The organism is Cupriavidus sp. SHE (genome assembly GCF_000812445.1).
GTDB lineage: Bacteria > Pseudomonadota > Gammaproteobacteria > Burkholderiales > Burkholderiaceae > Cupriavidus > Cupriavidus metallidurans.
Map to the genome: position 1 here is coordinate 1 of NZ_JWMB01000052.1, position 26,966 is coordinate 26,966.

General features: G+C 58.0%; 22 protein-coding genes and 5 pseudogenes. 19 read left to right on the plus strand and 8 right to left on the minus strand.

Annotated elements, in window-relative coordinates; all coding sequences use genetic code 11:
* Positions 1 to 915 (plus strand): annotated as a pseudogene (locus RN01_RS25285) (hypothetical protein); the annotation flags it as partial.
* A 37-nt stretch (positions 916 to 952) separates the two neighbouring features.
* On the opposite strand, the gene RN01_RS25290 reads toward RN01_RS25285, so the two are convergent.
* Positions 953 to 1,921: a Dyp-type peroxidase gene (locus RN01_RS25290; protein WP_020924940.1), complete on the minus strand. Its 969-nt coding sequence runs from the start codon at positions 1,919 to 1,921 to the stop codon at positions 953 to 955.
* Between the two features lie 118 nt (positions 1,922 to 2,039).
* Positions 2,040 to 2,693: a substrate-binding domain-containing protein gene (locus tag RN01_RS25295; protein ID WP_023106332.1), complete on the minus strand. Its 654-nt coding sequence runs from the start codon at positions 2,691 to 2,693 to the stop codon at positions 2,040 to 2,042.
* A gap of 119 nt (positions 2,694 to 2,812) precedes the next feature.
* On the opposite strand from RN01_RS25295, the gene RN01_RS33315 reads away from it, so the two are divergent.
* On the plus strand, positions 2,813 to 3,106 hold the full coding sequence (locus RN01_RS33315; RefSeq protein WP_009459591.1) for a helix-turn-helix domain-containing protein: 294 nt from the start codon (positions 2,813 to 2,815) through the stop codon (positions 3,104 to 3,106).
* 22 nt (positions 3,107 to 3,128) lie between these two features.
* Here RN01_RS33315 and RN01_RS25300 read toward each other — a convergent pair whose 3' ends face one another.
* From RN01_RS25300 to RN01_RS25315, 4 genes and pseudogenes are all read right to left on the minus strand, one after another.
* A complete protein-coding gene (locus tag RN01_RS25300) occupies positions 3,129 to 4,019 on the minus strand; it encodes a LysR family transcriptional regulator (RefSeq protein WP_017514782.1) in 891 nt (296 codons plus the stop codon).
* 484 nt (positions 4,020 to 4,503) lie between these two features.
* On the minus strand, positions 4,504 to 5,670 hold the full coding sequence (locus RN01_RS25310) for a glutathione-independent formaldehyde dehydrogenase (RefSeq protein ID WP_226929782.1): 1,167 nt from the start codon (positions 5,668 to 5,670) through the stop codon (positions 4,504 to 4,506).
* A gap of 515 nt (positions 5,671 to 6,185) precedes the next feature.
* Positions 6,186 to 7,127, minus strand: a complete 942-nt coding sequence (locus RN01_RS33320) for a LysR family transcriptional regulator (protein ID WP_058655490.1) — start codon at positions 7,125 to 7,127, stop codon at positions 6,186 to 6,188.
* 507 nt (positions 7,128 to 7,634) lie between these two features.
* Positions 7,635 to 8,701, minus strand: a pseudogene (locus tag RN01_RS25315) (IS110 family transposase).
* Positions 8,702 to 8,894: 193 nt separating this feature from the next.
* On the opposite strand from RN01_RS25315, the pseudogene RN01_RS25320 reads away from it, so the two are divergent.
* The 4 genes and pseudogenes from RN01_RS25320 to RN01_RS25335 form a co-directional block, all read left to right on the plus strand.
* A pseudogene (locus RN01_RS25320) lies at positions 8,895 to 9,407 on the plus strand (IS5-like element ISPre1 family transposase); the annotation flags it as partial.
* Between the two features lie 561 nt (positions 9,408 to 9,968).
* Positions 9,969 to 11,177, plus strand: a complete 1,209-nt coding sequence (gene ltrA, locus RN01_RS25325) for a group II intron reverse transcriptase/maturase (protein WP_231582312.1) — start codon at positions 9,969 to 9,971, stop codon at positions 11,175 to 11,177.
* 688 nt (positions 11,178 to 11,865) lie between these two features.
* Positions 11,866 to 13,371, plus strand: coding sequence for a group II intron reverse transcriptase/maturase (gene ltrA / locus RN01_RS25330; RefSeq protein ID WP_035834956.1), 1,506 nt, complete (start codon positions 11,866 to 11,868; stop codon positions 13,369 to 13,371).
* A gap of 72 nt (positions 13,372 to 13,443) precedes the next feature.
* Positions 13,444 to 13,902 (plus strand): annotated as a pseudogene (locus tag RN01_RS25335) (IS5-like element ISPre1 family transposase); the annotation flags it as partial.
* A gap of 146 nt (positions 13,903 to 14,048) precedes the next feature.
* On the opposite strand, the gene RN01_RS34945 reads toward RN01_RS25335, so the two are convergent.
* Complete coding sequence (locus RN01_RS34945) at positions 14,049 to 14,171, minus strand: hypothetical protein (RefSeq protein WP_017513125.1); 123 nt, start codon at positions 14,169 to 14,171, stop codon at positions 14,049 to 14,051.
* A 106-nt stretch (positions 14,172 to 14,277) separates the two neighbouring features.
* Here RN01_RS34945 and RN01_RS25340 point away from each other — a divergent pair, with 106 nt between their 5' ends.
* Together RN01_RS25340 and RN01_RS25345 are read left to right on the plus strand one after the other, a co-directional pair.
* The gene (locus RN01_RS25340) at positions 14,278 to 15,099 is read left to right on the plus strand and encodes a CmcJ/NvfI family oxidoreductase (RefSeq protein WP_024569584.1); all 822 of its coding nucleotides are present in this window, start codon (positions 14,278 to 14,280) and stop codon (positions 15,097 to 15,099) included.
* A 59-nt stretch (positions 15,100 to 15,158) separates the two neighbouring features.
* Positions 15,159 to 16,091, plus strand: a complete 933-nt coding sequence (locus RN01_RS25345; protein WP_286962390.1) for a helicase-related protein — start codon at positions 15,159 to 15,161, stop codon at positions 16,089 to 16,091.
* 150 nt (positions 16,092 to 16,241) lie between these two features.
* On the opposite strand, the pseudogene RN01_RS25350 reads toward RN01_RS25345, so the two are convergent.
* Positions 16,242 to 17,147, minus strand: a pseudogene (locus RN01_RS25350) (LysR family transcriptional regulator).
* 154 nt (positions 17,148 to 17,301) lie between these two features.
* Here RN01_RS25350 and RN01_RS25355 point away from each other — a divergent pair.
* The 11 genes from RN01_RS25355 (at position 17,302) to RN01_RS25405 (ending at position 26,927) form a co-directional block, all read left to right on the plus strand.
* On the plus strand, positions 17,302 to 17,709 hold the full coding sequence (locus RN01_RS25355) for a ketosteroid isomerase-related protein (RefSeq protein WP_017514126.1): 408 nt from the start codon (positions 17,302 to 17,304) through the stop codon (positions 17,707 to 17,709).
* Between the two features lies 1 nt (position 17,710).
* A complete protein-coding gene (locus tag RN01_RS25360; protein WP_007182546.1) occupies positions 17,711 to 18,319 on the plus strand; it encodes a GNAT family N-acetyltransferase in 609 nt (202 codons plus the stop codon).
* Positions 18,316 to 19,206 carry a carbon-nitrogen hydrolase family protein gene (locus RN01_RS25365; RefSeq protein WP_017514127.1) on the plus strand — a complete coding sequence of 297 codons (891 nt, stop codon included), beginning with the start codon at positions 18,316 to 18,318 and terminating at the stop codon, positions 19,204 to 19,206. The genes RN01_RS25360 and RN01_RS25365 overlap by 4 nt, the downstream gene beginning before the upstream one ends.
* A gap of 282 nt (positions 19,207 to 19,488) precedes the next feature.
* Positions 19,489 to 19,764 (plus strand): formaldehyde-responsive transcriptional repressor FrmR, encoded by a 276-nt coding sequence (frmR, locus tag RN01_RS25370; protein ID WP_007182548.1) that lies wholly within the window; start codon positions 19,489 to 19,491, stop codon positions 19,762 to 19,764.
* Between the two features lie 59 nt (positions 19,765 to 19,823).
* Entirely contained in the window at positions 19,824 to 20,933 is a 1,110-nt protein-coding gene (locus RN01_RS25375) for an S-(hydroxymethyl)glutathione dehydrogenase/class III alcohol dehydrogenase (RefSeq protein WP_007182549.1), read from the plus strand.
* 43 nt (positions 20,934 to 20,976) lie between these two features.
* Positions 20,977 to 21,375: a VOC family protein gene (locus RN01_RS25380; protein WP_017514589.1), complete on the plus strand. Its 399-nt coding sequence runs from the start codon at positions 20,977 to 20,979 to the stop codon at positions 21,373 to 21,375.
* Positions 21,376 to 21,557: 182 nt separating this feature from the next.
* Entirely contained in the window at positions 21,558 to 22,892 is a 1,335-nt protein-coding gene (locus tag RN01_RS25385) for a DUF3422 family protein (RefSeq protein WP_017514590.1), read from the plus strand.
* Positions 22,893 to 22,950: 58 nt separating this feature from the next.
* Complete coding sequence (gene fghA / locus RN01_RS25390; protein ID WP_011871465.1) at positions 22,951 to 23,781, plus strand: S-formylglutathione hydrolase; 831 nt, start codon at positions 22,951 to 22,953, stop codon at positions 23,779 to 23,781.
* A 16-nt stretch (positions 23,782 to 23,797) separates the two neighbouring features.
* Positions 23,798 to 25,105, plus strand: a complete 1,308-nt coding sequence (locus RN01_RS25395) for an NAD(P)/FAD-dependent oxidoreductase (RefSeq protein WP_011871464.1) — start codon at positions 23,798 to 23,800, stop codon at positions 25,103 to 25,105.
* 51 nt (positions 25,106 to 25,156) lie between these two features.
* A complete protein-coding gene (locus RN01_RS25400; RefSeq protein WP_024569583.1) occupies positions 25,157 to 25,627 on the plus strand; it encodes an AAA family ATPase in 471 nt (156 codons plus the stop codon).
* The gene (locus tag RN01_RS25405; RefSeq protein WP_024569582.1) at positions 25,620 to 26,927 is read left to right on the plus strand and encodes a replication-associated recombination protein A; all 1,308 of its coding nucleotides are present in this window, start codon (positions 25,620 to 25,622) and stop codon (positions 26,925 to 26,927) included. The genes RN01_RS25400 and RN01_RS25405 overlap by 8 nt, the downstream gene beginning before the upstream one ends.
* Positions 26,928 to 26,966: the final 39 nt, after the last annotated feature.

Here is a 26,966-nt window from a genome sequence, read left to right on the forward strand (position 1 = left end):
CGTGATCACCTACGCTACAATCTCCTGACCGCGCAGTACCACCTTCCTTCCCTGATCACGTTCGCCGAAACCGCTGATCACCTTCACCGAAATCCGCACCATTCCGACCCCAACAAGGTGAGTTCGTCCTACAACCACGCCAAGTACGTTGAGCCGCGCCGTCGGATGATGCAGGACTGGGCCGATCGGCTCGACCTGCTCGAACAGGGCGAAGTGGAAGCCGCGAGCGCGCATCTGACCATCCGTATCGACGGGGTGCCGGCGATGGCAGAAGTGGAGGAAGCGGTGGATGCGACCCTCGCGATGGCCGAGCCCACTCCTCCCGGCGTCCCGCCCGTCGTGGCCACGCCTATTGTCGTAACCCCGAGCAACGGCGGCATCACGTTCCAGCGGCTGTCTCAGGTACCGCCGCCTCCGACGCATGCCCCAGAGCCGGAAGTGTCCGCGATCCAGCGCGAGCGCGAGGAAATGCTGACCATCTACGAGTCTCCAAGCAGCTTGCCGGTCCCGCTGTTCGGCAAGCTGGCCGGAAAGTCCAAGGACCAGATCAACCGCGAACTGAAAGCGGGCAAGTTGCTGTCCATCAGTTTGGGCAATCGGGGGCAGCGTGTTCCCGATTGGCAACTGGTGCCGCTCAAGCACAAGCTGGCCCAGGTGCTCATGAACCAGTGCCCGCACGCGGATTCGTGGGATCTGTACCGCATGCTGACCCAGCCGCACCCTGACCTGGGGGACCGCGCGGCCATTGATGCGGTCACGCCGACCAACGTGCCGGCGATCATCCAGGTCATCATGGGCGACTACCAGCACTATGCGGATATGCCCGAGGCCATTGCCCCGTACCCCATCCCCGAGGATGTGCGGCAAAGCGTTCGTCGGCTGGTGGATAGCGCAGTAGTTCTAGACGGAGCATAGGGCTCTCAAACCTTGCAGGGGCCTTGCGGCCCCTGCATTACGCTTGCACCGCCTCCACGAGTTCGCTCAGCGTGCGCGGTGCGGGAGCGAAGAACACGGCGCCGGTGTGCGCCGTCGAGAAATCGAGCAGGCGGTCGTGCATGCCTGGCGGATCGCCGAGGAACATGCGCTCCAGCATCTTCTGCGTCACCCACAGATGCCTGGAGTAGCCGATGAAGTAGGTGCCATATTCGCCCTGGCCGGGGCGGCCGAAGGGCATGTTGTCGCGCAGGATGTCGTGCTCGGTGCCGTCGTCGTCCACGATCGTGGCGAGGGTCTTGTGCGATTTCTGGCCGCTCGTCGCGTCGGGCAATTCGACATTGCTGACGATCTCCCGGCCGATGATCCGCTCTTGCTCGTCCTTGGCGAGCCGAGCCCACGGCTGCATTTGGTGCAGATACTTCTGCACCACCAAGTAGCTGCCGCCGGCGAACGCCTGATCTTCACTGCCGACCAGCGTCGAGGCGCCGATGTCGTGCCCGGTCGGGTTGGCCGTGCCATCGACAAAGCCAAGCAGGTCGCGGGAGTCGAAGTAGCGAAAACCGACCACCTCGTCGGCCACCGTCACGCTGCTGCCCAGTTGGTCCAGCAGCAGGCGCTCGAATTCAAAACAGAGGTCCTCGCGTTCGGCACGGATGTGAAAGAACAGGTCGCCGGGCGTGGCAGGCGCGGTGTGCTTGGCACCCTCGATGGGCACGAAGGGCCGTAGTTCCTTCGGGCGCTTCCCGGTCTGGAAACGGTCCCATAGCGCCGATCCCAGTGCAGTGATGCACGACAGCCGGCCGTTGAGATCGCGGAAGCCCACCGTTTTGATCAGGTCGTCCAGCCCGTCCAAGACGCCGGCGACCGCCTGAAGGGCCTCGTGGCCCTCGGCGACTGTCAACGTGAGAAACACCGCCGCGCGCGACAGCGGCGCATCGATGCTTTGCGAGTCAATTGGTACTCGATCCCAACCACTTCCAACCATTCGTGCCTCCAAAGACCATGTTAATTCATCATATTGCCAGAGATGGAAGCGCTATCACTGGCGCGCTAACAGGCGCGTGCCGCTGCAATTACCCGCACGCAGCCTCGGCGAGAGCGGGCTATGGGGTATTCGAGCAAGCCGCCCTGTCCCTGGCAACCAACATTGCCCTGTGCTCGAACCGCTCAGAAACAACATTGGCTCGTCCGTGGGGCCGCTGCAGATATGTCACGATCTCGTAGGGGCCGTCTGAAAGCGGTCGCATAGTGATCCCCCACGCATGGGCACGCTCAATGCGCGATTGCGCGGAGAGCCCCACTCCGTAGCCAGCGGTCACCCAAAGCGCCATCATCTCGAACGAAGTCACGTGCTGAATGCTCTGCTGGCTCAACGGAAGAAAGGACAGTCGCTGATCCAGCAGTAGGCAAGCCTCCGCCGGCCAGCGAAACACCGGATAGTCCAGAAGCTCGGCAAGCGTGATCTTCGCCTGGGCAACTAAGGGGGACCCCAGCGGCACTGCAACAGCCACGTTCTCCACCCAGAGCGGTTGGCTTTTCACGGCCGGAGCACCAGCGTTCCGAAGCGTCATTCCAGCGTCGTAGCGGCCTTCCTCAAGGCCCGTCAACAGATCATCGGCTGAGGTCTCAAAGAACGTGATGGTGACTTCTGGTTCCTCCGCGCGCTGTAGGGCAAGAAGCGTTGTGAGGCAAGAGGATGGCACTCCGGGCGCGATAGCAAGCCTGAAATGGGAAAACTGGCTGGTGGCGTCATGCATGAGGGCCCCCAATAAGCGATCTGTCCAGAAAGGCAAACCAGCGTTGCAGGAAAGAGTGAAGTTTAACGTCGTTATCTTTAACGTGGTTAATTGTGGCAGATTGTTTGACGCTTCTGCTAATGCAGAAATCAACAATTCAGCCAGGCCGTCCTTCTGGCACATCGACGTATGAATCCGAGTCGGCGTTAGCCTTCGGACAGGCCGTGCGCGCTGCGCGCGTCGCTCAAGGAGTCGCGCAAGACGAGTTCGCATCTCGGGCAAGCATTTCGCGTTCTCACATGGGTAAGATCGAGCGTGGTGAGCACGTGCCCACGCTTCCGCTCATACTGAAAATTTCTACGGCACTTGGAATAAGCGCGGCTGACCTGATGACGGCGACCGAACGCAATCTGCGTGCCGACACTGATCCCTGAGTGTCTAGCCTGCCAGGCTCCGTCAACCGTCCGAAGAGTCGCGAAGGCGAACGATAAATCGCTCCACCGAAGCCGATAAATTGCCGCCGTCGGGCCGAAGCAGGTAGGTGGTGATCACGGCAGAATCCATCGCCAAGGGGCGGATCACCACATCCGGCCGTTGGGAGATGGGAATCTTGGTCGCCGTCATGAAGCCGATGCCGTAGCCGGCGCCGACCAACGTGAGCATCATGTCCAGCGAGGACACTTCCTCGACAACATTCAGCTTGTGCTCCAACGTGTTGAGCAGCCGCTTGAGTTCGCGGCAATAGCCCTCGCATACCTGCGGGTCGCACAGGACAAGTGGATGGCCTTGAAGTTCTTGAAGTGGCACCTCCTTGTAGGTGAGCAATGAGTGACGAGCTGGCACCGCAATCACCAGCGGGTCGTGCCAGATTGGTTCGGCAGCGATACCGTCGCCGACATCGCCCGTGTGCGCGAACCCGATCATGAAGTCGCCCGAACGCAAGCCACGCACTTGCTCTGCCAGAAGCACTTCTGACAAGCGTATTTCGATCTCCGGCTCCTCGGCGCGGCAACGAGCCAGAAATGCCGACAGCCGTGGATCGATAGCCCCATCTGATACAGCGATGCGCAGGCTACCGCGCAAGCCCGATGCCACAGCCTTGGCATTTTCACGAGCCTGTTCCAGCACTGTGAATAGACGGCGAACATCTTGCAAGAAGACCGCGCCCGCCGCCGTTAGAACTGTTCCTCGTCGGTTTCGGTCGAAGAGCACTACGCCCAACTCGTCCTCAAGTTCCTTGATGGCTCGTGATAGCGGTGGTTGTTCGATATGCAGGCGCTCAGCCGCCCGCGTGAAATGTAGCTCCTCAGCAAGAACTACGAAGCAGCGAAGATGGCGCAGCTCCATAGGCCACCCTCCCGTTCCGACTTATCCAACACTGTGCTATCTCCCTATAGAAGTGACTGCCATTCTGGCGGCGGCGAGTTCGGCCACATCATTGGAAACTTCTGGCTGAATGAGCCAGGGCTGGGTTGACCGTGCGATGGCCCGAGGCAGGCACAACACCAGGCGAGCCTGATCAAGTCCGTGGGGTGATAAGGATCAGACGAAGGCTATCTCCAGCCACGCACGTCAATGGATGCCGTGCATCGTCCCCGTCTGACCCTTGGCCGATTGCGAACCAAGCGCTTGAACACGCTTGCGGTTGATCATCACCTGCGGATTGCTGAGGCTCTGCTCCTGGTCCGAGCCAAGGCAAGTACCCTGGGGCAGACGGCAAATGCCGGCGAAAATATTCGCCGGCTCCAGTTGCTGCCCGGAGACTGGCGGGACCAGAATGCCTCTCACCAGAAAGTGTGAGACATCCTGATGCTTAGCCCGCGCCGGATGCTTAATGCCGCACTGAACCATGCGGGTCGATGACGTACTTGTATGCAGAACCCGCGTCGAACTCTTTGTACGCGGCGGGCGCGTCTTCGAGCTTGATGAACTTAGTGTTCATCATCGGCGAAAGGTAAGGCATGCGATCGTTCAGTATCGCCCGCATTAACGCGTGGTTGTAGTTGGCCGTCGGAGATTGACCAGCCGACATTCGCGGCGACTTGATCCAGGCGTTGGACCATTCCAGATCCATATGGCCTTTCTTGGCTTTCGGGTCTTTCGAGATCGGGTTTGCGCAGTACACACCGACCGTACTGGTCATTCCGCCGAAGCGGACATATTTGAGCATTGCGTTGGTAACAGCGCTCTCCACGATCTTGTCAGCCTCCGCGCCAAACCCGCGGCAGTCCACACCAACATAGTCGATGACGCGATCCACCTCCCTGTGCCCGGTAATGCGTTCGAGATGCTCCTCGATCGGCACGCCGTCGGAAAGGTTGATGGTTTCCACGCCGTGTGGCTTGAGAAGGTCCAGCCGCTCTTGAATGTAATCGGCAACGATGATGGCGCCTGCACCCAGAAGTCTGGCGCAGGCGGCACCCGCTCTGCCGACCGGCCCGGCACCGAAGATCAGGATGTTTTCGCCGACGACGTAGGCCGGCGCGGCTGGCCAGTCTGGGCCAGCGAACCCATGGAAAGCTGTGGGTAATACGTCAGAGAGAAGGGTCAGGTCGCGGATTTTTTCCATGGCGGCATCCTTGTCAGAGAAGCGAAGGAGATTGAAATCCGCATACGGTACGAAGAGATAATCACCTTGCCCCCCCGTCCAGCCACCGAGGTTGAACCCGTAGGCTCCGCAGTCGATTTCGGGGTTGGTGTTCTCGCATACATCGGAGCGCATATGCTTGCAGTTGTAGCAACGCCCACACCCCACATTGAAGGGAACGGAAACGATGTCGCCCTTCTTCACGACTTCGACGTCTGATCCCACTTCGATCACTTCGCCGGTCATTTCATGGCCCATGGTCATTCCCTTGGGAACAGCAAACGAACCGCGATAAATGTGAAGGTCGCTGCCACAGATATTTGTGGTAACTATTTTGAGGATAGCGCCATGGGGTGCGCTTTTCCCTTGAGGGGTTATCAGCTCTGGAAATTTGAAGGTGTTGACCTTCATTTCCAAGGGCTTCTCGAAAGTCACGATTCGGTTACCGGTCGGAGTCATTTCGTCACCTCTGTGCGTTAATGTTTCCATCTTCTAAATCGAAGTGGGAAACGAAATTTACCGCTGTCAAGAAGAACGATCGTGGTATTGCCTAGCCGTTGGCCGCGTCTCCTTCTGCGGTCTTGACAGCATCGGATCAAGCTCAGAAGTGGTCAAACTGGAATAATCTATGTGCAGATAGGCACGATCTATCTACGCGGGATCGTCGAGCCGTGCTCGTCTCCTAGCCGGGAGAGGGCAACGATCATCGCTACATCGCGCCTCCTAGCTTGATCTAGGAACAGTCAGCTCGACCCAGCGAGACATGAGGAGGCCGCATGCAGCAGGTACTCCTGCCCCCCCGAGTTGCCCCTGGACCTAGTGGCCTTCGATGGGTTGCTCAGCACGTGGCGCCTGTTAGCGGCGCACACGGCATGCCTGCAATCTTCGCCTGGTTGAAGCAATACAGAGTTGCTCTTCAAGACTCGCTATTTCAGGGGGCTTTGAGATGAGTCTGCTTTGGGCTGGAACCGACGATGGATCGATATAACGGATTGAAGAGTGGTGGCGAGTTCGGGGGTGTGCACCATTTCGAGCAATGCACGCGATGACGGTGCCTCGAACGCATTTTTCCCAGCAACGAATCCGACATTTGAGTGCGACATTGGTCCATTGATTGCGATTGCGTGGAGATTTGGAATGTGCGCGAGTTGGCCGGCGAGAGATTGCGGAAGAACTGCCGAATATTTTCCTGTCGCCACGTGTGCCGATAGCACGTCAATTGAATCAGTGCGAATAGTCTGCGCGGTACATTGCATCAGCCTATCTTGAATGGGTTCAGGTACTGCCGAGTTCAGCACGCAGAGTTGTCTATTGAGAACATGGTCCCACGTTGTGCTTCGGGGTTGCTGTGTTCTCGCGGCGTGAAAAAGGAAAATGCGTTCACGGTACAGAAGGTGAGTATCGAAGTCTTCCCCTGGGATATCCTCCAAATGCATGAGTGCGATATCCAAATTGTTTTCTCGAATCGCCTGTAGCAGGGAAGAAGCGCCGGAAACCAGAACTGATTGTTGAAGTAAGGGTGTTTTTTCAGCAAGGGCGATGCTTAATGTGGGCGCTACACCGGCAGTTCCTGGGAGTATCCCTAGCCGGAATTGCCCCTCTATACCTCGCCGTAGTGCGGAGAGTTCTCGCTCCAGCCCTTTGCAGTCGTCATACATCTGCTGAGCCCAAGACAGTACGCGCATCCCTTCAGAAGTGAGGCCGTCATAGCGTCGGCCATGACGCACGATCTCGACACCCATGTCTTCCTCCAATTGCTTAATGCCCGCGGAGAGTGTCGGCTGAGAAACATTGCAGCTTTTGGCCGCGTTGCCAAAATGGCCTTCACGGTGCAAAGCAAGCAAGTATTCAAAGTTTCTTACGATCATATATTTTCTTCTGATAAAGTTGATTGGATTTTATACTTTCACGAAAAACCCTGCGCACGCTTCGATCCGCGTCCAACCTTGGGCACGTAGCTGGCACGCATGAAAGGCTGCCGCGCGCAGTGTCCATACAGTAGGTTCGACTCGTCATCGACGGTCAGCACCACAACGCACGGGACAGCCAATAGCGCGAACACAGGTGCTTTGCGCTGTGGGCGAGTCGTCCTCATGTAGCTTAGGGAAACTTATATGGACGCCTCCCGAAGCTCAATGGGGTAGTCATGCTGACGTATAGGTAGGAGCAGTCTTATATCCGGCCTGTTTGTGCAGGCCGACAAGCCTACTGGCCCTGATGGAATCCGCTGACGAGGCCCTCATCTGAAAATCGAGCTGATGGTGTGCCCATAGCTCATATTCCCTACCAGGTTTACCTCGTCACGGTCTGACCTATTTCGCCATCACGTATCTACCGCGTGCGCTCCTTGTGAAGCCTTTTGTCTATAAGCTTTTTCAATGCCCTACAGGGCATGCCGTAAAGAGTTCTGCGCGATATCGGGAGCCTTTGACCAGCACAGCCCAAACGGTTCTCGCGAGTTTATTGGCAACTGCGGCCACCACCACGTTATACGGTCGCCTGGCAAGCAAGCGCTCAACCCACTCAGACTTCTGCCCCCTGGCAATGATTGAGCGGGCATCATGCATAAACAGTGTTCGCAGATAGGTGTCACCGCGCTTGCTCAGCCCCAGTTGCCGAACTCGACCACCTGTGCCTGTCTGTCGAGGAACCAGTCCCACCCAAGCGGCAAACTGCCGACCGGAGCGAAAGGTTTTGGCATCGCCCAGCGAGGCAACTGCGGCTGTGGCCGTCAACAAGCCTACTCCGGGGATTTCTGCAATTTTTTGACAATCGAGACGCTCACGCATGCAGTGTTTCAAACGGAGTTCAATCGCTTGGATTTCTTCGTCCAGCCGGATTACCCGTGCCCACTGCTCGCGCAGACTTTCCAACAGCACATGGGGTACTTGATTTTCCGCATCGACGAAGGCGTTAGGCACCGCCTTGGTCAGCGGGGTGTAGCCTTCCGGCAACACAATCCCGAACTCATAGAACAAGCCGCGCAATGCATTGCTTTGCATAATGCGAAATTTCAGCAGTTGAGCGCGGATGCGGTGCAGCGAGAGGATGGCCTGCTGATCAGCTTGTTTGATTGCGACTTGGTGGGCGTCGGGCTGCTGCACTGCTGTCCATATCGCTTGGGCATCAGCCGCATCGGTCTTGTTCCTGAGTACGAATGGGCGTACCGAGCGAGGAGCCAGTAAGCGCACCTCATGCCCCAACTGCTGAAGCTGGCGCGCCCACCAGTGCGCACTGCCACAAGCCTCCATCGCTACCAAGTAGGCCAGTGCGCACTGCCACAAGCCTCCATCGCTACCAAGTAGGGCTGACGCTCGGCGAAAAACGCCAAAACCTCTTCACGCCGCAGCTTGAAACGTTCGATTTTTCCGGAGCGCTGATCGACGGTATGCAGTTGGAAAACCTTCTTGGCGATGTCCATACCAATCACACTCTGTTTCATGGTGGATCCTCCTGTTAGAGGTGTTCTTGCTGTTCACACGCGTTACTTTGACACTTGTATATCGGGGCCGCGAGATCCGCTTGTCGTGCACAGTGCGGCGGTCGGCCCGCTGCCGGGGGGAGGCGTCCATACCATCTGAAGAAGACTTCCAGATTTTGGCAAAATACCCGGATTCCACCCGCTGAGTTTCCCCATGAAGCAGATGACCTTCGCTGACGCCGAGTACGCCGGTAAGCGCAAACAAACCCGCAAAGAGTTGTTCCTGATCGAGATGGATCGGGTGGTGCCGTGGAAGGGTTTGATTGCCTTGATCGAGCCGCATTATCCCAAGGGTGAAGGCGGTCGTCCGGCCTATCCGCTGATGGCGATGCTGCGCGTGCACCTGATGCAAAACTGGTTCGGTTACAGCGATCCAGCGATGGAAGAGGCGCTGTACGAGACCACCATCTTGCGCCAGTTCGCGGGGCTGAGCTTGGAGCGTATCCCCGATGAAACCACCATCCTCAACTTCCGTCGTTTGCTGGAGAAGCACGAACTAGCCGCCGGCATCTTGGCTGTCATCAATGGCTATCTGGGCGACCGAGGGCTGTCGCTGCGCCAAGGCACGATCGTCGATGCCACGCTGATCAATGCGCCGAGTTCGACCAAGAACAAGGACGGTAAGCGCGACCCGGAAATGCATCAGACCAAGAAGGGTAACCAGTACTGTGTGTCACGAACACAGGTCGTATGACCTGTGATGCTGTACCGAAGATGGAAGTAGGCCTTCCGAAGTCGGCTTGCAGGAGCAGGCTTCAAACCACCCGGTGCTGCTGCATCCAAAAGGTGCGGTGGTGAGCAACCGAGGAAAAGTCATCCCATGATGATGGCAGGTGAGTATGGAGAAGATGAGCGAAAGCAAACCGTCCGATGACGCATCGTTATTCCCTAAAGTGCTGTCGAAACTGAGGTTGAGTACTGGCTTCAGGACGAGTTGGGGCGTTACCTGCTTACGGCCCCAGTGGCAGCCGGTGTAAAGGCGGCATGATCTCCATACAGGCTTGGGTACGGAACGTGAGAACCTTGTTCCAGATGCAAAGGAAAATGACAAATGGCTAAAACCATGAGGAAGAATACCAATGCTGGAATGAGGGGCGGAGCCTCCTGTAGTAGTGATGAAGCCTTTGTAATGAAGGCGGAGCGAAGGGGAGGCGTTATCCTGTCAACGAACGCTGTCAACCTCAGGGGATGAGTGGCGTGAGTTCGAACAAACCTTACAACATAGCGCGTGATATGGGAGGCCTATCAGCAGGTCAGAACCAACCGGGGAGCTGCTGGAATCGACGATGAGACCATTGCCGATTTTGAGCGGAACCTGCCGAAGAATCTTTACAAGCTATGGAATCGAATGTCGTCGGGGTCTTATTTCCCGCCGCCGGTCAAGGTTGTTGAGATACCGAAGGCATCGGGGGGTATACGCAGGCTGGGAGTGCCTACGGTCAGCGACCGTATCGCACAAACTGTAGTCAAACTCCTCATCGAGCCGAAGCTGGATGCGCTTTTCCATCCGGACTCATATGGATACCGACCAGGGCGTTCAGCCAAACAGGCCATAGCGATCACACGCGAGCGCTGCTGGCGATACGACTGGGTGGTGGAGTTTGATATCAAGGCGGCTTTTGATCACATTGATCATGAACTGCTGATGAAAGCGGTGCGAACCCATATCAAAGAGGACTGGATACTGCTGTACATCGAACGATGGCTGGTTGCTCCGTTCGAGGCAGCAGATGGCGTTCGCATTCAACGCGAACGTGGCACCCCGCAAGGCGGCGTGATCAGTCCCATGCTGATGAATCTGTTCATGCATTACACCTTTGACGCTTGGATGCAACGAAACAGCCCAAACTGTCCTTTTGCCCGGTACGCCGATGATGCGGTAGTGCATTGTCGTAGCGAGAGGCAGGCAGAACACGTGATGCGTTCAATCGCTTCACGTCTAGCAGTTTGTGGTCTCACGATGCATCCCGAGAAATCGAAAATCGTGTACTGCAAGGACAGCAATCGACGCGCGGAGTATCCGCATGTGAGCTTTACCTTCCTTGGTTTCACTTTTAGACCCAGGAAGGCAATCGGCCAACAGAACAACCTTTTCACCAGCTTCCTGCCGGGAGTCAGTGCGCAAGCGTTGAAGCGGATGCGGCGAGCAGTGCGCGAGTGGCGGGTCAACCGCCAAACTCACGTGACGCTGGCTGCTGTGGCTCGGCTTTACAACCCAGTGATACAAGGTTGGTGGCAGTACTATGGCGCGTTCTATCGGACGGCCATGCTTGGCATCTTTCGACATATCGATAGCGCACTCAAGCGTTGGGCCGGTCGTAAGTACAAAATACTTCACGGGCGCAAGCGGCGCATATCTCAATGGTTGGACACGGTGCAGACGGCTGCCCCTCGACTGTTTTATCACTGGCAAGTAACCGAGCAACAGGTTGGATAACGGGAGCCGTATGACGCGAGAGTGTCACGTACGGTTCTGCGAGCGGCTACGGGGGCAGTTCCTGTGGCCGACTCACCACTTCGGCAGTGCGACCTGAAAGTCGCATGGGTTTCTGTTCCGCAGGTTAACGCCCGACGGAACCGATTGTTCCACCACTCGTTCCCTACCCAGACAGGCGCGGCCGGTAACAGCTGGGTCTGAAGCCCTGGGGACAATGTAACCGCCGATTTTCGGTAGGTCGAACCGTGAGGCCAGACTGAATCTGCCAGCATCAAGGCGGAGAGGTGCTAGGGATGAACGGGTACGGCTAACACACGTGAACCTCATATAAACGTCGTCAAAATAGCCAAGCCAAAGATGCTGACAGGCTTGAACCAAAAGGTAAGCGGACAGGCAGGGGGTCTTACCGATACCCCCTCGTGGATGTGGTGCCGCCGGCGAAATCGAGGAGCCCGACCCGTTCGGAAATCCATGTGGAACAGGGTAAGCCCGTAGCGCTGCCGGTTTCGGCAGGTGAGCTGTAAAGCAAGCTGTTGGTGCTGCGGGTAAAGGAATGTGGAAAAAGCGAAGGTCGCCCTGTAATGGGGCGAATACAGGTTGAAAGATCATCTGGCGCGAAAGCGAGCAGACTTCCACAAGGTCTTCCATGGCGAAACAACCTGATCAATCGTTGTACGGAGGAAAGCAGATGGTAGTGCTCACATCCCATGCACAAGCACCGGCGGGCACTGGTGCATCTTCGAACTTCGAGTCGGTCTGGCCCCTATCCTGGTGCCAAATCGAATCGCAAGTGAAACGACTCCAGGTACGTATCGCCAAGGCAACACGAGAAGGCAGATGGGGCAAGGTGCAAGCCTTGCAGCGGCTGCTGACTCGCTCGTACCGCGGCAAGATGTTGGCCGTTAAGCGAGTGACGGAGAATAGAGGCAAGAGAACACCGGGAGTTGATGGCAAGATCTGGTCAACCCCTGTGGCCAAATCGAAGGGAGTGAAAGCGTTACAGCATCGGGGCTATTGCCCTCAACCGCTCAGACGTATCTACATACCCAAAAGCAATGGCAAGAAGCGCCCGCTGGGAATTCCAACGATGCGGGATCGCGCAATGCAGGCACTGTGGAAACTGGCACTTGAGCCGGTTGCAGAAACGCGTGCGGATCCAAATTCGTATGGATTTCGGCCGCAGCGATCCACGGCCGATGCAATCGCACATTGCTTCAATGCACTGGCGAAACGCAGTTCGGCGCAATGGGTACTTGAGGGCGACATTCGAGGCTGTTTTGACAATATCAGCCACGATTGGCTGCTCGCCAACGTACCCATGGATAAAGCGGTTCTGCGTAAGTGGCTTCGAGCCGGGTATGTCGATCAGGGAGCCTTGTTCGCAACGGAGGCAGGAACCCCGCAAGGGGGAATCATCTCCCCGATACTTGCGAATTGGACGTTGGATGGGCTGGAACATGTTGTCCACACAAGCGTGGCTTCGACGAACCGAAAGCGACAGCCATTCAAGATACACGTCGTAAGATATGCCGATGACTTCATCATCACGGGAACTTCGAAGGCTATCCTGCAAAGTCAGGTTCGACCTGCAATTGAGGCATTCCTGAAAGAGCGAGGCTTGGAACTCTCTGATGAAAAGACTCACATCACGCATATCTCGCAAGGCTTCGATTTTCTGGGCCAGAACGTACGTAAGTACGCTGGCAAGCTACTCATCACTCCGGCTCGCAAGAGTGTGAAAGCGCTTCTGGATAAGGTCCGGGAAATCACAAACGGAAACAAGGCGGCGATGCAAGCAAACCTGATTCAGGTCCTGAACCCGGTAATCCGGGGGTGGGCCATGTATCATCGTCATGTTGTCGCTGCCAAGCGTTTCGCGTGGATCGACCATCAGATTTGGCGAGTGTTATGGCGCTGGGCTGTCCGCCGGCATGCCATGAAAAGTGCCCATTGGGTAAAACAACGATACTTTCGTGTAGTGGGTCAACGGCACTGGATTTTCGCCAGCAAGGAAAAAGTACGTGGCATGAGTCAACCCGCTTGGCTTTTTGCCGCAGCCAGTGTTTCGATTGTTCGGCATATCAAAATATGCAGTGCAGCGAACCCGTTCGATCCGGCATGGACGTCTTACCTTGAGCGCCGAAGAGCGCATTGTCAGGTAGCCCGGTCTCACTCAGGCTGCTGGAAGGCTTGAGCCGTATGAGGCGTGACTCTCAAGTACGGTTCTTAGGGGAGGCAGGAGTGGTAACACTCCTGCTTTACCCGACTGAAGGCGCACATCGGTGTCGATGATGAGTCGGGCTTGGTGCACAGCGTGGTGGGCACGGCGGCCAACGTGGCCGATGTCACCCAGGTCGATAAGCTGCTGCACGGCGATGAGAACATGGTCGGTGCCGACGCGGGTTACACCGGCGTCGAGAAACGCCCTGAACATGAAGGCCGGGAGGTCATCTGGCAGATCGCCGCCCGCCGTAGTACTTACAAGAAGCTTGATAAGCGCAGTGCTTTGTACAAAGCCAAGCGCAAGATTGAGAAGGCCAAGGCTCAGGTACGAGCCAAGGTCGAGCATCCGTTCCGGGTGATCAAGCGCCAGTTCGGTTATGTGAAGGTGCGCTTCCGTGGTCTGGCGAAGAACACGGCGCAACTGGTGACGCTGTTCGCGCTGTCGAACCTGTGGATGGCGCGCCGACATTTACTGGCGAATGCAGGAGAGGTGCGCCTGTAATGTGGGAAATGGCTGCCGCGAGGTGCTCGCGGCGGCTAAAAACACAGAAATAGGCGGGTGATCTGAGCGTTTTTGATCGATTTGCCGCTTTTAAAATCGGCAGGGGCTGAAGTCAGCCAGAAATACACAACTACTTCAGACCATCCCTAGTAGTCGCCCTGGGCGCGGGCCTGGAGTCCGACGCGCCAGTCCTGGTCAAGCTGGTCGTCGGTGCCGAGTTGAGAGATGTCCTTTTCTACCGGTCGGGGACCATGCACCTCGGGGAGCATTTGAAAGTGTCCGTTCGAAGGCATACAATCGAGAGTCTACATGCAAGCTACAGCGCCGCCACGGTGACACCACGCCGGATGCGGTCAGCAGACCGGGAGGTGTTACTTGAAATGCACAACCGATATGCCCGCCAGTGTCATCACGACACTCACCTACCTGGTCAAGCACGATGCGAAGCCCTATGTGCATACCGAGGCTCTGACCGGCGACAGTGAACCGCATTACTTTGCCGAGCAGGAGGAGCGCGAGGTCACGATACACAGCGGTCGTCCGTTGGCAGACAGCCTTTCTCTGGACAAGCAGGGGTTCGAATTCCATCGGCGGGATACGGTGGTCGACGACCTCTACGACGATACCTCAGTGGAAAACGTCTACTATGAAGAGGTCAAGGCCTTGATCAAGGAGTTGACGGGCGCGAGCCGGGTCATCATCTTCGACCACACCAGGCGCAGCGACGCCGAGGGGCGGGATGTTCGCGGCCCAGCCAGCCGTGTGCATAATGACTACACAGAGCACTCGGGGCCTGAACGTATCCGCGACGCGCTGGGCATGGATCAGGCCGCCACACTGGCAGCGGTGCCGGTGGCCCAGATCAACCTCTGGCGCCCGATGAGCGGGCCCGTTAAGCGCTCGCCGCTGGCCGTGCTGGACGCCTCGACGCTCGACCCCAATGACCTGCTGGCCACCGACCTGGTCTATCCGGATCGTATCGGTGAGATCTACCACCTGGCCTACAATCCGCACCAGCGCTGGTACTATTTTCCGGACATGCTCCGTGACGAAGTCTTGCTGATCAAGGGGTATGACTCGCGTCACGACGGCCGAGCCCGCTTCACGCCCCATACCGCCTTCCGGGACCCAAATACGCCGCCGGGAGCCCCACCGCGCGAGAGTATCGAAGTTCGCACCCTGGCCTTCTTTGATTAAGTTTTTGCCACCTGGCGGATAGCTGATCCACCCATGACTGCAGAGCCCTCGGCTACGGTGTGGGTGATGCCAAACCGATGTCGCTCTCTAGGGACACGCTGATCGATTACGGGTTCCGTTTGCCTTCATCGAAGAACAACCGGCCATTGAACTTTGACGAGTTCGAGAAGGTCAAGCCTCAGACCATCTTTGTTTCCGCTACTCCGGGCGACTACGAGCTGAGGGTGTCGAAAGGCAGGGTTGTCGAACAGGTTATCAGGCCAACGGGACTGCTTGACCCCAAGGTTGAAGTGCGGAAAGCGGATGGATACATAGATGACCTGCTTGCCGAAATATCGAAGTGCGTGAAGAGAAAGAATCGAGTGCTTGTGACTACGCTGACGAAGGTCAGTGCAGAAGAGCTAACGGATTTCTTGACGGACAACGGGATTCGAGCGCGCTACATGCATTCGGACATAAAAGCGGAGGATCGTGTTGAGATCATCAATGGCCTGCGCGCAGGAGAGTTCGATGTTTTGATTGGGATTAGTCTTTTGCGCGAAGGGCTGGATATTCCAGAGGCATCATTGGTTGCCATTCTCGATGCAGACCGTGCAGGGTTCTTGCGTTCGGCCCATGCGCTCATTCAGATGATCGGTCGAGTCGCTCGGAATGAAAACGGCAAGGCGATCTTGTACGCCGACGCGGTGACGCCGGCGATGAAGCAGGCGATCGATGAGACCAATAGGCGCAGGCAGCTTCAAATTGCCTTTAACGAGGAAAATGGGATTTCTCCAGCCTCGTCTGTGCGAAAACTAGCAGGGGAAGAGACGAATACGGAGGAGCCCACCGTTCATTCCGAGGCTTTCTGCGAGAACTTGTCCGACCTTTGCGATCAGATCACTGCCAAGGAACAGCAGCTACTCGAATTTACCGATACCGGTGACGAGCAGCGCGTCGAAGACATTCGTCGTCAGTTGGATGGGTTGTACCGGCAATTCATTTACATCTAATCGTTCGCCGGCATTGGGTTGCATGGCCGACCGATCTGCATCTGGGGCAAGCGGGCAGACGGTCGGCTCATCATTCAACCGGAGGGGTGAGCCGCCGAGGCTCAGTGCCCCGCTTTCCAAGATGTGTGCCCTACAGCGTCTTGCGAGGAGTCAGGGCAAAGCTGGCAACGATCCCACGGCGAGCAGCATTTCATCAAATACCGCTCGAACCCGTCCTGGAATGGGGCCACGCTGAGGCCGATAGACGTACAACCCCCATGCCGGAGGTTCTTCGTTCTCCAGCACTCGCACCAGCTTCCCGTTGGCAATGTAGGGGGCAGCCATGTAGTCCGCCAGTTGCGCGAAGGCGATTCCGGCCAACGCTGCCCCCATTTCGATGTCGGCATTGTCAGCGACGAGAGTGGGTGCGGTAGGTGTCCACTGGCGTCCCGCCTTGAAGTGCCAAGGCTAGGGGCGGCCGGTATTGATATCCAAGGCCACGGTAACTGGCAGGCTGCTTAGCGCATCGATGTTTGCAGGTACGCCCACTTTCTTGATCAGGCGCGGAGCGGCAACGATGGGGAGTCTCATGTCGGCGGCCTTGCGTGCGACGAAGCGGCTATCGCGCATGAATCCGACCCTGATCCCGACGTCAATCCCTTCGTCAACCGTATTGCTGATGCGATCGGACAGGCGCACATCCAGCGTGATGCCGGGATGACGCGCGGCCACGCGCTCCAGTGCCGGTAGCACCGCTCTGGTGCCCAAGCTGTGCGGTGCGGTGATGCGAACCGTGCCGGACAGAGAGGCCTGCTGGTCGGAGCTAGGCGTTCGCCACAGATCCTCGAACCGCTCCAATGCGGGGCGCACTTGGTCTAGCAGCCCTTCGCCGAAGGCGGTGATGCGCACCTGGCGCGTGCTTCGATGAAACAACACCTCGCCGTAGTGTTGCTCCAGTTGCTGGATGGCACGGGTTACACCTTGCGGAGAAGTCCCCAGCCGGACGGCCGCATCGCGAAAACTGCTGCTTTCGGCCGCCACCCGAAAGATGCGCAGTAGTTCCATTTCTTTGTTCATGACGCACGCCTCATGGCCGGTTTCGCTGCTCGTTAATTGTTCCAGATTGTGGAATTATAAAATCGCAACAATTCCATATACAAGGAGAGCGCGGTTGCCCAGACTGACAACACCCCGGAATGCTCCGCTCCGAACAACCCAACAAGGAACGCGAATGAACGCTGCGACTCTCATCACTGCCTACTACGACGCCTTCAACCGCGGCGACCGCGAGGCCATGCTGTCAATGTTGACCGATGACGTCGCGCACGACTTGAACCAGGGCGCTCGTGAGGTCGGTCGCGAAGCCTTCCGCGCCTTCCTGCAGCGCATGGACCGCTGCTATGGCGAGCAACTGCGCGGGATCGTGGTGATGGTCAGCGCCGACGGCCTGCGTGCAGGCGCGGAGTACGTGGTGCATGGCGAATACAAGGTGACGGACGACGGGCTGCCGGAAGCCCAGGGCCAGCGCTACGTGCTGCCGGGCGGCGCGTTCTTCGAGATCCGCGATGGCAAGATCGCTCGTGTCACCAACTACTACAACCTCGGCGACTGGATCGCACAGGTTGGAGGGGACGCCTGAAATGACCAGCGACGTGCAGGTGCTGGTTCGTCGTGGCCCGGACATTGCCGAATGGTTCGATGCCGTGGCAGGCCTGCGGGCGAGCGTCTTCCGCAGCTTTCCTTACCTGTACGAGGGCGACACCGAATACGAGAAGCACTACCTCGCCATGTACGCCCGTTCGGCAGACAGCCTGCTGGTACTCGCGCTCGCTGATGATGTGGTCGTGGGTGCGTCCACGGGGTTGCCGCTCGGCGATGCGGAGCCGGCCTTCCATGTGCCGTTCGCCGATCGAGGAATCCCGGTGGAGGCAGTGTTTTACTGTGGCGAATCAGTCCTGCTCCCGGCCTTCCGGGGCCTTGGCCTGGGCCATCGCTTCTTTGACGAGCGCGAAGCGCATGCCCGTTCGTTGGGCGGCATGCAGTGGGCATCGTTCGCGTCGGTGGATCGTGCAGACGACGATCTCCGGCGTCCTTCCAACTACCGCAGTAATGACCCCTTCTGGACCCGTCGCGGCTACGTGCGGCAGTCGGACATGAAGGTTACGCTGCCCTGGAAGCAGGTGGGTGAGCCGAGCGAAACCGAGCAGACGCTCACGATGTGGCTGCACTCCCTGGAGAACGCGAAATGAAAGTAGCAGTTGCGAAATACTCAGTGGGTCAGCCCGCGGGCTTCGAGGCATTTGCTGCGCGGCAGCGGCTGGTTCTGGAGGAGGCGCGCCGTGGCGGGGCGGAACTGGCCGTGTTGCCCGAGTATCTATCCCTCGAACTGGCTGCAACGTTCGAGCCTGGCATCCGCCATGATTTCAACGCCTCTCTGGCCGCGCTGCAGGCCTTGCAGCCTGCGTGGCTGGCACTGTATGCCGACCTGTCGCGCGAGTTGTGCATGACCATTCAGGCCGGTACGTTTTTGACCCAGGTTGGATTGGACCGCTACCGCAACCGGGCTTGGTGGTTTGCGCCTGACGGCACACGCGACTACCAAGACAAATTGCAGTTGACGGGGTTCGAGAAAGACGCCGGCGTCATCGAGGGTGGCGACGAACTGAAGGTGTTCGATTTGAAAGGCGTGCGTGCCGGCATCGCTGTTTGCTATGACAGTGAGTTTCCATTGCCCGTGCGAGCCCAGCGAGAGGCGGGAGTGCGCCTGCTGCTGGTCCCGAGCTGTACCGACACCCAAGCAGGTGCAACCCGGGTCCGTGTGGGCTGCATGGCGCGGGCACTGGAGAACCGAATGTTCATCGCGCAGGCCGTGACGACCGGAGCTGCTGACTGGAGCCCGGCGCTGGACACGAATACTGGCGAGGCCACGATCTATGCACCCATTGATCGCGGATTCCCGGAGGATGGCATTCTCGCGACGACTTGCGGCACGCAGACATGGGCGATTGCTGATCTGGACGTTGAAGCCCTCGAACGAAACCAGGAACAGGCCCAGGTTGCGGTCGATCGTGACTGGGACGGCCAGATGTTGCCTGCACTGAGGAAGGCTCGGTACTCGGGTCGTCAGGTCGCCTAGCCGGTCTCATCTTGATAGCTTCAGCTCGATGAGTTGGCTTAGATAGGCCATATCTATCTGCGCATAGATTTTTCCAGTTTGACCGGTTTTGAACTTGCCCCGATGCTGTCGATACATGCAAGAAATATTCATTGATTTGAATGTTTTGCGCTTCTTGGGAACAAATCTGTACTAGCCTGTAATAGTGCTCGAAGAGCACAGAATTTGTGGCGAAGTTCGGCCGCATATACTATGGTGGAGTATTGTATAATGCGGCGGTGTACCCAAGTAGAGAGGTGTTCGATGCCACACAGCCCGGAAGAAAAGAAGCAAGCCCTGACGCGCATCCGGCGCATCAAAGGTCAGGTAGCGACTCTTGAGCAAGCGCTCGATGCAGGTGCGGAATGCCCTGCAATTCTTCAGCAGCTTGCGGCCGTTCGTGGGGCAGTCAACGGATTGATGGCAACCGTTCTGGAGAGCTATCTGCGGGAAGAGTTTCCCAGTAGCGAAATCAGGAGCGATTCGCAGAACAAGTCCATTGACGAGACCATCTCTATCGTCCGCTCCTATCTGCGGTAGAGGCACCAGGGTGCCCTCGGTGAGGGCAAATTTAGTTAGCTAGTAAAGGAAGCGACATCATGAAATCACGTGCAGCAGTTGCCTTCGGGCCAGGAAAGCCGCTGGAAATCGTCGAGATCGACGTCGAGCCGCCGCGCAAGGGCGAGGTGCTCATCAAGATCACGAACACCGGCGTTTGCCATACCGACGCCTTCACCCTGTCGGGCGACGACCCCGAAGGTCTCTTCCCGGTCGTGCTGGGTCATGAAGGTGCGGGTATCGTCGTGGAGGTGGGTGAAGGTGTGACCAGCGTGAAGCCTGGCGATCACGTCATTCCCCTCTATACCGCCGAGTGCGGCGAGTGCCTGTTCTGCAAGTCCGGCAAGACCAACCTGTGTGTCGCGGTGCGCGCCACCCAGGGCAAGGGCGTGATGCCCGATGGCACCACCCGCTTCAGCTACAACGGCCAGCCGATCTACCACTACATGGGCTGCTCGACCTTCAGCGAATACACGGTGGTGGCCGAAGTCTCGCTGGCCAAGATCAACCCGGACGCCAATCCCGAGCATGTCTGCCTGCTGGGTTGCGGTGTGACCACCGGCATCGGCGCTGTTCACAACACGGCCAAGGTTCAGCCGGGTGACTCTGTGGCCATCTTCGGCCTCGGCGGCATCGGGCTCGCTGCGATTCAGGGGGCACGCCAGGCCAAGGCAGGTCGCATCATCGCCATCGACACCAATCCAGCGAAGTTCGAGCTGGCTCGTACCTTCGGCGCGACCGAATGCCTCAACCCGAAGGACTTCGACAAGCCGATTCACGAGGTTCTCATCGAGATGACCGGTTGGGGTGTCGATCACACCTTCGAGTGCATCGGCAACGTCAACGTGATGCGCTCGGCACTAGAAGCAGCACATCGTGGCTGGGGCCAGTCGATCGTCATCGGCGTGGCTGGTGCAGGCAAGGAAATTTCGACGCGCCCGTTCCAGTTGATCACCGGTCGCACCTGGAAGGGCTCGGCTTTCGGCGGGGTCAAGGGCCGCACTCAACTTCCCGGCATGGTGGAGGACGCAATGAAAGGCGAGATCGATCTCGCCCCGTTCGTCACCCACACCATGGGCCTCGACGACATCAACAAGGCCTTCGACCTGATGCATGAAGGCAAGTCGATTCGCACGGTGATCCACTACTGACCGCCCACTACCCATTCAACACCAACCACCAAGGAAATTAATCATGTCCACTCCTGTCATTTCTGGCGATGGCATCTTTTCGCACATTTTTATCGGCGCTGCCGACCTTCAGAAGTCGGTCGCGTTCTACGACGCCGCTCTGGGTGCTCTTGGCATCAAGAACCTCGGTCCTTTCAACAACGGATGGGTACTTTTCGGTCGCGAAAAGCCGGCTTTCATCATCGCCCGTCCGGGCAATGGTGAAGCGCCCTCCAGCAACGGCGTGACGATCGGCTTTGCGGCCGCCACTCCCGCCGAAGTGGATGCCTTCCATGCTGCCGGCCTTGCCGCAGGCGGCACCGACGAGGGCCAGCCTGGCGCACGTGGTCACCTGCCGGGTGCCTATGCGGCCTACCTGCGTGATCCGGCGGGCAACAAGGTCTGCTCGTACACCTTCGTCTGAAAGCAAGGAAGCTGAGGGCGTTCTGAAAGGGCCAGCACAAGCCTCTATACGGCGAGCCTATTAGACGGACCGTGTAGAGCGGTGCCTGCTCATGAAGATCGGCCCGCAGCCATGTGCGAAACGCATGGCTGCGGGCATTTGCTTTGAAGCGTGTTTTTCAACCAATGAGAAATGAGGTCGTTATGCAAGAGCCGGCCAACATCAATGCGACGACCGTACAACCCGCCCCGACCGCCACCGTGTACGGCATGCCGGCCTATGCCGATCGTGCTGCGGCCGTGGGTGAAGTGCATGCGCGCCCGCATCTGTTGATTCAGGCCCCCCGCGGCATATTGCAGCTCGCTTTCATGACCGAAGGCGATCAGGCCAGGGATCAGATGGCGATGAGTGAGTTGTCTCATCGCTTCGGCGTTGCCGAGCCCGACCACGCTACGCCGCTTCACGGCATGACATGGGATGAGGGAGACCTGCACTGTGAAAAGCACACCGAGTTCTCAACGTATCTCTGGTGCGCTTCGCTGGATTCCGAGACGGGAGAGCCGTGCGGCGAAAATCCGTTCAAGCATGGATTTGTTCCTCCCGGCCCGGTCGTATCCGGCATCCGTTTGAGACTTCTTCCATGGACGCCGGAAACGGAGAAGGAGGCCGATCGCTTCGATCCTGCCAGCCTGTGCTACTCGCTGGTGGAGAACGGCTCTGCCGCCATCCTCACCGACTTCCGACAGGATGAGGATGGCCTGACGCAGATCCTCGTCCTTGCCCGCGATTTGACCCCGGCGCGGGCGGGTGCGCTGGCTCAACGTCTGCTGGAGATCGAGACCTACCGTACCTTGGCGTTGCTGTCCTTGCCGTTGACGCGGTCGATGACGTCGGAGCTGCGGCGCATGGAGTCGCGCCTTGCGGCGATCACCGACGAGATGTGTACGAGCTTGGTGGAACGGCGCGACAGCGACGTGCTGCTGTCCGAATTGACCGGCCTGGCTGCCGAACTGGAAGCTGGCGTTGCGGCGAATCTCTATCGCTTCGGCGCCAGTCGTGCCTACTACGAGATCGTCGAGGAAAGGCTGGCAGCGCTTTCGGAAGAGGCCGTATCCGGGTACTGCACCTGGGCGGATTTCCTGCAGCGTCGCATCGCTCCCGCCATGCGGACATGCCAATCCGTAAAGGAGCGCCAGACCAAGCTCTCCGACAAGCTGACCCGGGCCATCGCGTTGCTGCGTTCCTGGATCGACGTCGAGCTTGAACGCCAGAACCGCGATCTGCTTGCGTCGATGAACAACCGGGCCAAGATGCAATTGCGCCTTCAGCAAACCGTCGAAGGCCTGTCGGTCGCGGCAATTTCTTATTACGTCGTGAGTCTTCTCGGCTATTTTCTCAAGGGCATTCCGATGGTTCACGACAGCGTGGCGCCGGTGATGGCGGTTCTGGTGCCTGCGGTGATGCTGACGATCTGGTGGATCGTGCGCAGGATCAGACACGCCCACGGCGACACGGCAGCGGAAGAGAAATCTTCCTGACGAGCTGCCGTCCTGGCGCGCGAGAGCTGCGCCGTTCCTTTGAACATAGGAGAACTACATGGAACGCATCGAACATCACGCCAGCTTTGATGGTTGGCAGGACGTTTATCAGCATGAATCCACGACGCTCGGTTGCACGATGAAGGTCGGCGTCTATCTGCCTCCGCAGGCACAGCACGGCAAGGTGCCGGTGCTGTACTGGCTTTCAGGCCTCACCTGCACCGAGCAGAACTTCATCACCAAGGCCGCCGTCCAGCGCTACGCGGCCGAACATGGCATTGCCGTCGTCGCGCCCGATAGCAGTGCTCGCGGCGAAGGCGTTGCCGACGATCCTGCCTATGACCTCGGACAGGGGGCGGGTTTCTACGTCAACGCCACACAGGAACCCTGGGCTGCGAATCATCGGATGTACGACTACGTCGTGCAGGAATTGCCGGCGCTGATCGAGGCCCACTTTCCCGTGACAGCGGAGCGGAGCATCAGCGGCCATTCCATGGGAGGACACGGCGCTCTGGTCATCGCCCTGCGCAACCCGGGCCGTTATCGAAGCGTCTCGGCCTTCTCGCCCATCGTCGCCCCCACCCAGGTTCCCTGGGGGCACAAGGCCTTCGAGGCGTACCTGGGCAGCGATCGGGAAGTGTGGAAGCAGTACGACACCGTGGAGCTGATTCGCACCGTGCAGGAGCGTTTGCCGTTGCTGGTTGATCAGGGCTTGGGCGACGAGTTCCTGGAGAGCCAGCTTCAGCCCGACCTGCTGCGCAAAGCCTGCGACGAGACGGGGCACCCGCTCACGTTGAATCTGCGCCCAGGCTACGACCACAGCTACTACTTCATTGCCAGCTTCATTGGCGAGCATATGGCACACCACGCATCGGCGCTGAAACGCTGAGAGAGGAGATCAGGTCATGACAAAGACCTCCAAAAACCGACATCACGTCGTCATTATCGGAGCGGGCTTCGGCGGGATCGAGGTTGCCAACCAGCTTGCTGGTGTCGAGGTCGATGTGACGATCATCGATCGGCGCAATCATCACCTGTTCCAACCCTTGCTTTACCAGGTCGCAGGTGCGTCACTTTCGACATCCGAGATCGCCTGGCCTATTCGCTATCTCTTCCGAAATCGCCCGGAAGTGAACACCTTGATGGCGGAAGTGGAAGGTATCGACCAGGACGCGCGTCAGGTCATTCTCAACAATGGAATGCGGCAAACCTACGACACGCTCGTGCTCGCGACAGGTGCTACCCATGCCTACTTCGGACACGACGAATGGGGGGCTTTCGCGCCGGGGTTGAAGACGCTGGAAGATGCCACGACCATTCGGGGCCGAATCCTCGCGGCTTTCGAGGAAGCAGAGCGCACGAGCGATCCTCAGCAGCGTGCCGCGCTGCAGACGTTCGTCATCATCGGTGGTGGTCCCACCGGGGTTGAATTGGCCGGAACCATCGCCGAGCTGGCACGAGACACGCTGGCGCGTGACTTCCGCTCGATCGACCCGAGCACATCGCGGGTTGTACTGATCGAGGCTGGCCCGCGTCTGTTGTCGGTCTTTCCAGAGGATCTTTCGGCCTATACGCGCCAGGCACTCGAAAAACTCGGGGTCGAGGTCGTGCTGGGTACTCCGGTCACCGAATGCTCGGCCGACGGCGTGGTGTATGGCGGCAAGCCCCTTTCGGCCAAGACCATCGTCTGGGCCGCCGGAGTCCAGGCGTCTCCCGCGGCTCGCTGGTTGGGCGCTGCGTCTGATCGTGCTGGTCGAGTGGTCGTTGGCCCTGACCTGACGGTGGCCGGTCGCCCGGAGGTCTTCGCCATCGGCGATACAGCCTCGTGCACCATGGCCGATGGGAAGCCCGTGCCGGGCATCGCCCCGGCCGCCAAACAGCAAGGGAAGTACGTCGCTAACCTGATTGGACGGCGTTTGAAGGGCAAGCCCGCTGACGGGCCTTTCAAATACCGGCATCAGGGGAACCTGGCCACCATCGGCCGCAGCCTGGCGGTGATTGACATGGGGCGGGTGAAGCTGCGTGGTGCCTTTGCGTGGTGGATCTGGAAGCTGGCGCACATCTACTTTCTGATCGGCACGCGAAATCGTCTCAGTGTCGCTTTGAGCTGGGTATGGAACCACAGCATCGGCTACCGCGGCTCTCGCATCATCATGCATGCGATTGCCGACAAAGAGCCCACGGCGTTGGATAAATCCGGCTCTCTGGATTGAGGTGCCCACCTTATCGGAACGTCAACTATCAGAAATGCCAGGGAGAGGAACTTGACCGATCTATTCACGACAAAGCCCAAGCCTCCCTTGGCCGAACTCCTGCGGCCCAAGACGCTGGACGAATTCGTCGGGCAACGGCACTTGCTCGGCCCCGGCAAGCCGCTGCGTCTCGCGTTCGAGGCGGGCAAGTTGCACTCGTTCATCCTCTGGGGGCCGCCAGGCGTGGGCAAGACCACCCTAGGGCGCCTGGCCGCCAGTGCGACCGACAGCCGATTCATCGCCATCTCGGCCGTGCTGGCCGGGGTGAAGGACATCCGGCAAGCCATCGACGAGGCCCAGGCCGAACTGGACAACCATGGTCGATCGACGGTGCTTTTCGTCGATGAGATCCATCGCTTCAACAAATATATAAAAGTCATTGTAAATCAACGACTTAAAAATATCTTTTGTGCCTTTTTTGTGCCTTGGCACAACTTCCAGGCTCGTAGCTGCATGATTTTAGGGCGGGTTCAACATGGCTGACCTGTTCGAAAAATCGCCTGTTGCGCCCTTGGCTGAAGCCCTCCGACCTAGGGTGTTGGACGAAGTGATTGGGCAGTCGCACCTGCTTGGGGAAGGTAAGCCCCTGAAGCTTGCCTTCCAGTCTGGCAAAGCGCACTCAATGATTTTCTGGGGGCCACCTGGGGTCGGCAAAACCACACTGGCAAGATTGACCGCCAAAGCTTTTGACTGTGAGTTCATTGCATTGTCGGCGGTGTTCTCTGGGGTCAAAGACATCCGTGCAGCGATGGAACAGGCCGAGCAAAACCTTGCCCAAGGTAAGCACACCATCTTGTTCGTGGATGAGATTCACCGATTTAATAAGTCACAACAAGATGCGCTGCTGCCTTATGCGGAATCCGGGCTCGTAACCTTCATCGGTGCGACAACAGAAAATCCTTCGTTTGAAGTCAATTCTGCTTTGTTGTCCCGATCTCAAGTCTATGTTCTGAAGTCTCTGACGGACGATGAGTTGAAGGAACTGTTCGTCAGGGCAAGAGAAACAGTACTGGGTCATCTGACCTTTGACGAGCTGTCCATTGAAACACTTGTCGGTTATGCGGATGGTGATGCCCGTAGATTCCTGAACCTGCTGGAACAGTGCAGTACGGCAGCCGGGGCTGCTGGGGTAACGAACATTGATGCGGACTTCATCAAGAATGCTCTGTCATTGAACTCGCGGAGGTTTGATAAGGGCGGGGACAACTTTTATGACCAGATTTCCGCCCTGCACAAATCAGTCAGGGGTTCAAATCCTGACGCTGCCCTTTATTGGCTGTCCAGAATGCTGGATGGCGGGGCAGACCCAAGATACTTGGCTCGTCGCATTGTTCGCATGGCTTGGGAAGACATTGGGTTAGCCGATCCAAGAGCTATGCAGATCGCTAACGATGCAGCTCTGACTTATGAGCGCCTGGGTAGTCCAGAAGGTGAGTTGGCACTTGGACAGGCAGTGATCTATCTGGCGATTGCTGCCAAGAGTAATGCAGGCTACATGGCCTACAACAAGGCGCGTGCCTTCGTGAAGCAGGACAAGAGCCGAGAAGTTCCCGTTCATCTTAGGAATGCTCCTACCAAACTGATGAAGGAACTAGGCTATGGACATGAATATCGCTATGCCCATGATGAACCCAATGCTTATGCTGCGGGTGAAACCTATCTTCCTGATGGACTACAAGAACCAGGATGGTATCGGCCAACACCTAGGGGGCTGGAAGCAAAGATTACAGAAAAGATGGATTTCTTGAGAAAACTAGACAATGAAGCAAGAAGAAAGAAGTAGTCTGTCTTGCTGGTTATTCGTCAATTCGTTTTTTGGCTT

Excerpts from the sequence above, each read along its gene's own strand:
- fghA (WP_011871465.1), top strand. The coding sequence starts at position 22,951 with ATGGAACGCATCGAACATCACGCCAGCTTTGATGGTTGGCAGGACGTT.
- RN01_RS25300 (WP_017514782.1), bottom strand. The coding sequence starts at position 4,019 with ATGGAGCTGCGCCATCTTCGCTGCTTCGTAGTTCTTGCTGAGGAGCTA.
- ltrA (WP_035834956.1), top strand. The coding sequence starts at position 11,866 with ATGGTAGTGCTCACATCCCATGCACAAGCACCGGCGGGCACTGGTGCA.
- RN01_RS25375 (WP_007182549.1), top strand. The coding sequence starts at position 19,824 with ATGAAATCACGTGCAGCAGTTGCCTTCGGGCCAGGAAAGCCGCTGGAA.
- RN01_RS33320 (WP_058655490.1), bottom strand. The coding sequence starts at position 7,127 with ATGATCGTAAGAAACTTTGAATACTTGCTTGCTTTGCACCGTGAAGGC.
- RN01_RS34945 (WP_017513125.1), bottom strand. The coding sequence starts at position 14,171 with ATGCTCCCCGAGGTGCATGGTCCCCGACCGGTAGAAAAGGACATCTCT.
- RN01_RS25360 (WP_007182546.1), top strand. The coding sequence starts at position 17,711 with ATGACCAGCGACGTGCAGGTGCTGGTTCGTCGTGGCCCGGACATTGCC.
- RN01_RS25290 (WP_020924940.1), bottom strand. The coding sequence starts at position 1,921 with ATGGTTGGAAGTGGTTGGGATCGAGTACCAATTGACTCGCAAAGCATC.
- RN01_RS25395 (WP_011871464.1), top strand. The coding sequence starts at position 23,798 with ATGACAAAGACCTCCAAAAACCGACATCACGTCGTCATTATCGGAGCG.
- RN01_RS25310 (WP_226929782.1), bottom strand. The coding sequence starts at position 5,670 with ATGAAGGTCAACACCTTCAAATTTCCAGAGCTGATAACCCCTCAAGGG.
- RN01_RS33315 (WP_009459591.1), top strand. The coding sequence starts at position 2,813 with ATGCAGAAATCAACAATTCAGCCAGGCCGTCCTTCTGGCACATCGACG.
- RN01_RS25365 (WP_017514127.1), top strand. The coding sequence starts at position 18,316 with ATGAAAGTAGCAGTTGCGAAATACTCAGTGGGTCAGCCCGCGGGCTTC.
- frmR (WP_007182548.1), top strand. The coding sequence starts at position 19,489 with ATGCCACACAGCCCGGAAGAAAAGAAGCAAGCCCTGACGCGCATCCGG.
- RN01_RS25380 (WP_017514589.1), top strand. The coding sequence starts at position 20,977 with ATGTCCACTCCTGTCATTTCTGGCGATGGCATCTTTTCGCACATTTTT.
- RN01_RS25405 (WP_024569582.1), top strand. The coding sequence starts at position 25,620 with ATGGCTGACCTGTTCGAAAAATCGCCTGTTGCGCCCTTGGCTGAAGCC.
- RN01_RS25355 (WP_017514126.1), top strand. The coding sequence starts at position 17,302 with ATGAACGCTGCGACTCTCATCACTGCCTACTACGACGCCTTCAACCGC.
- RN01_RS25295 (WP_023106332.1), bottom strand. The coding sequence starts at position 2,693 with ATGCATGACGCCACCAGCCAGTTTTCCCATTTCAGGCTTGCTATCGCG.
- RN01_RS25385 (WP_017514590.1), top strand. The coding sequence starts at position 21,558 with ATGCAAGAGCCGGCCAACATCAATGCGACGACCGTACAACCCGCCCCG.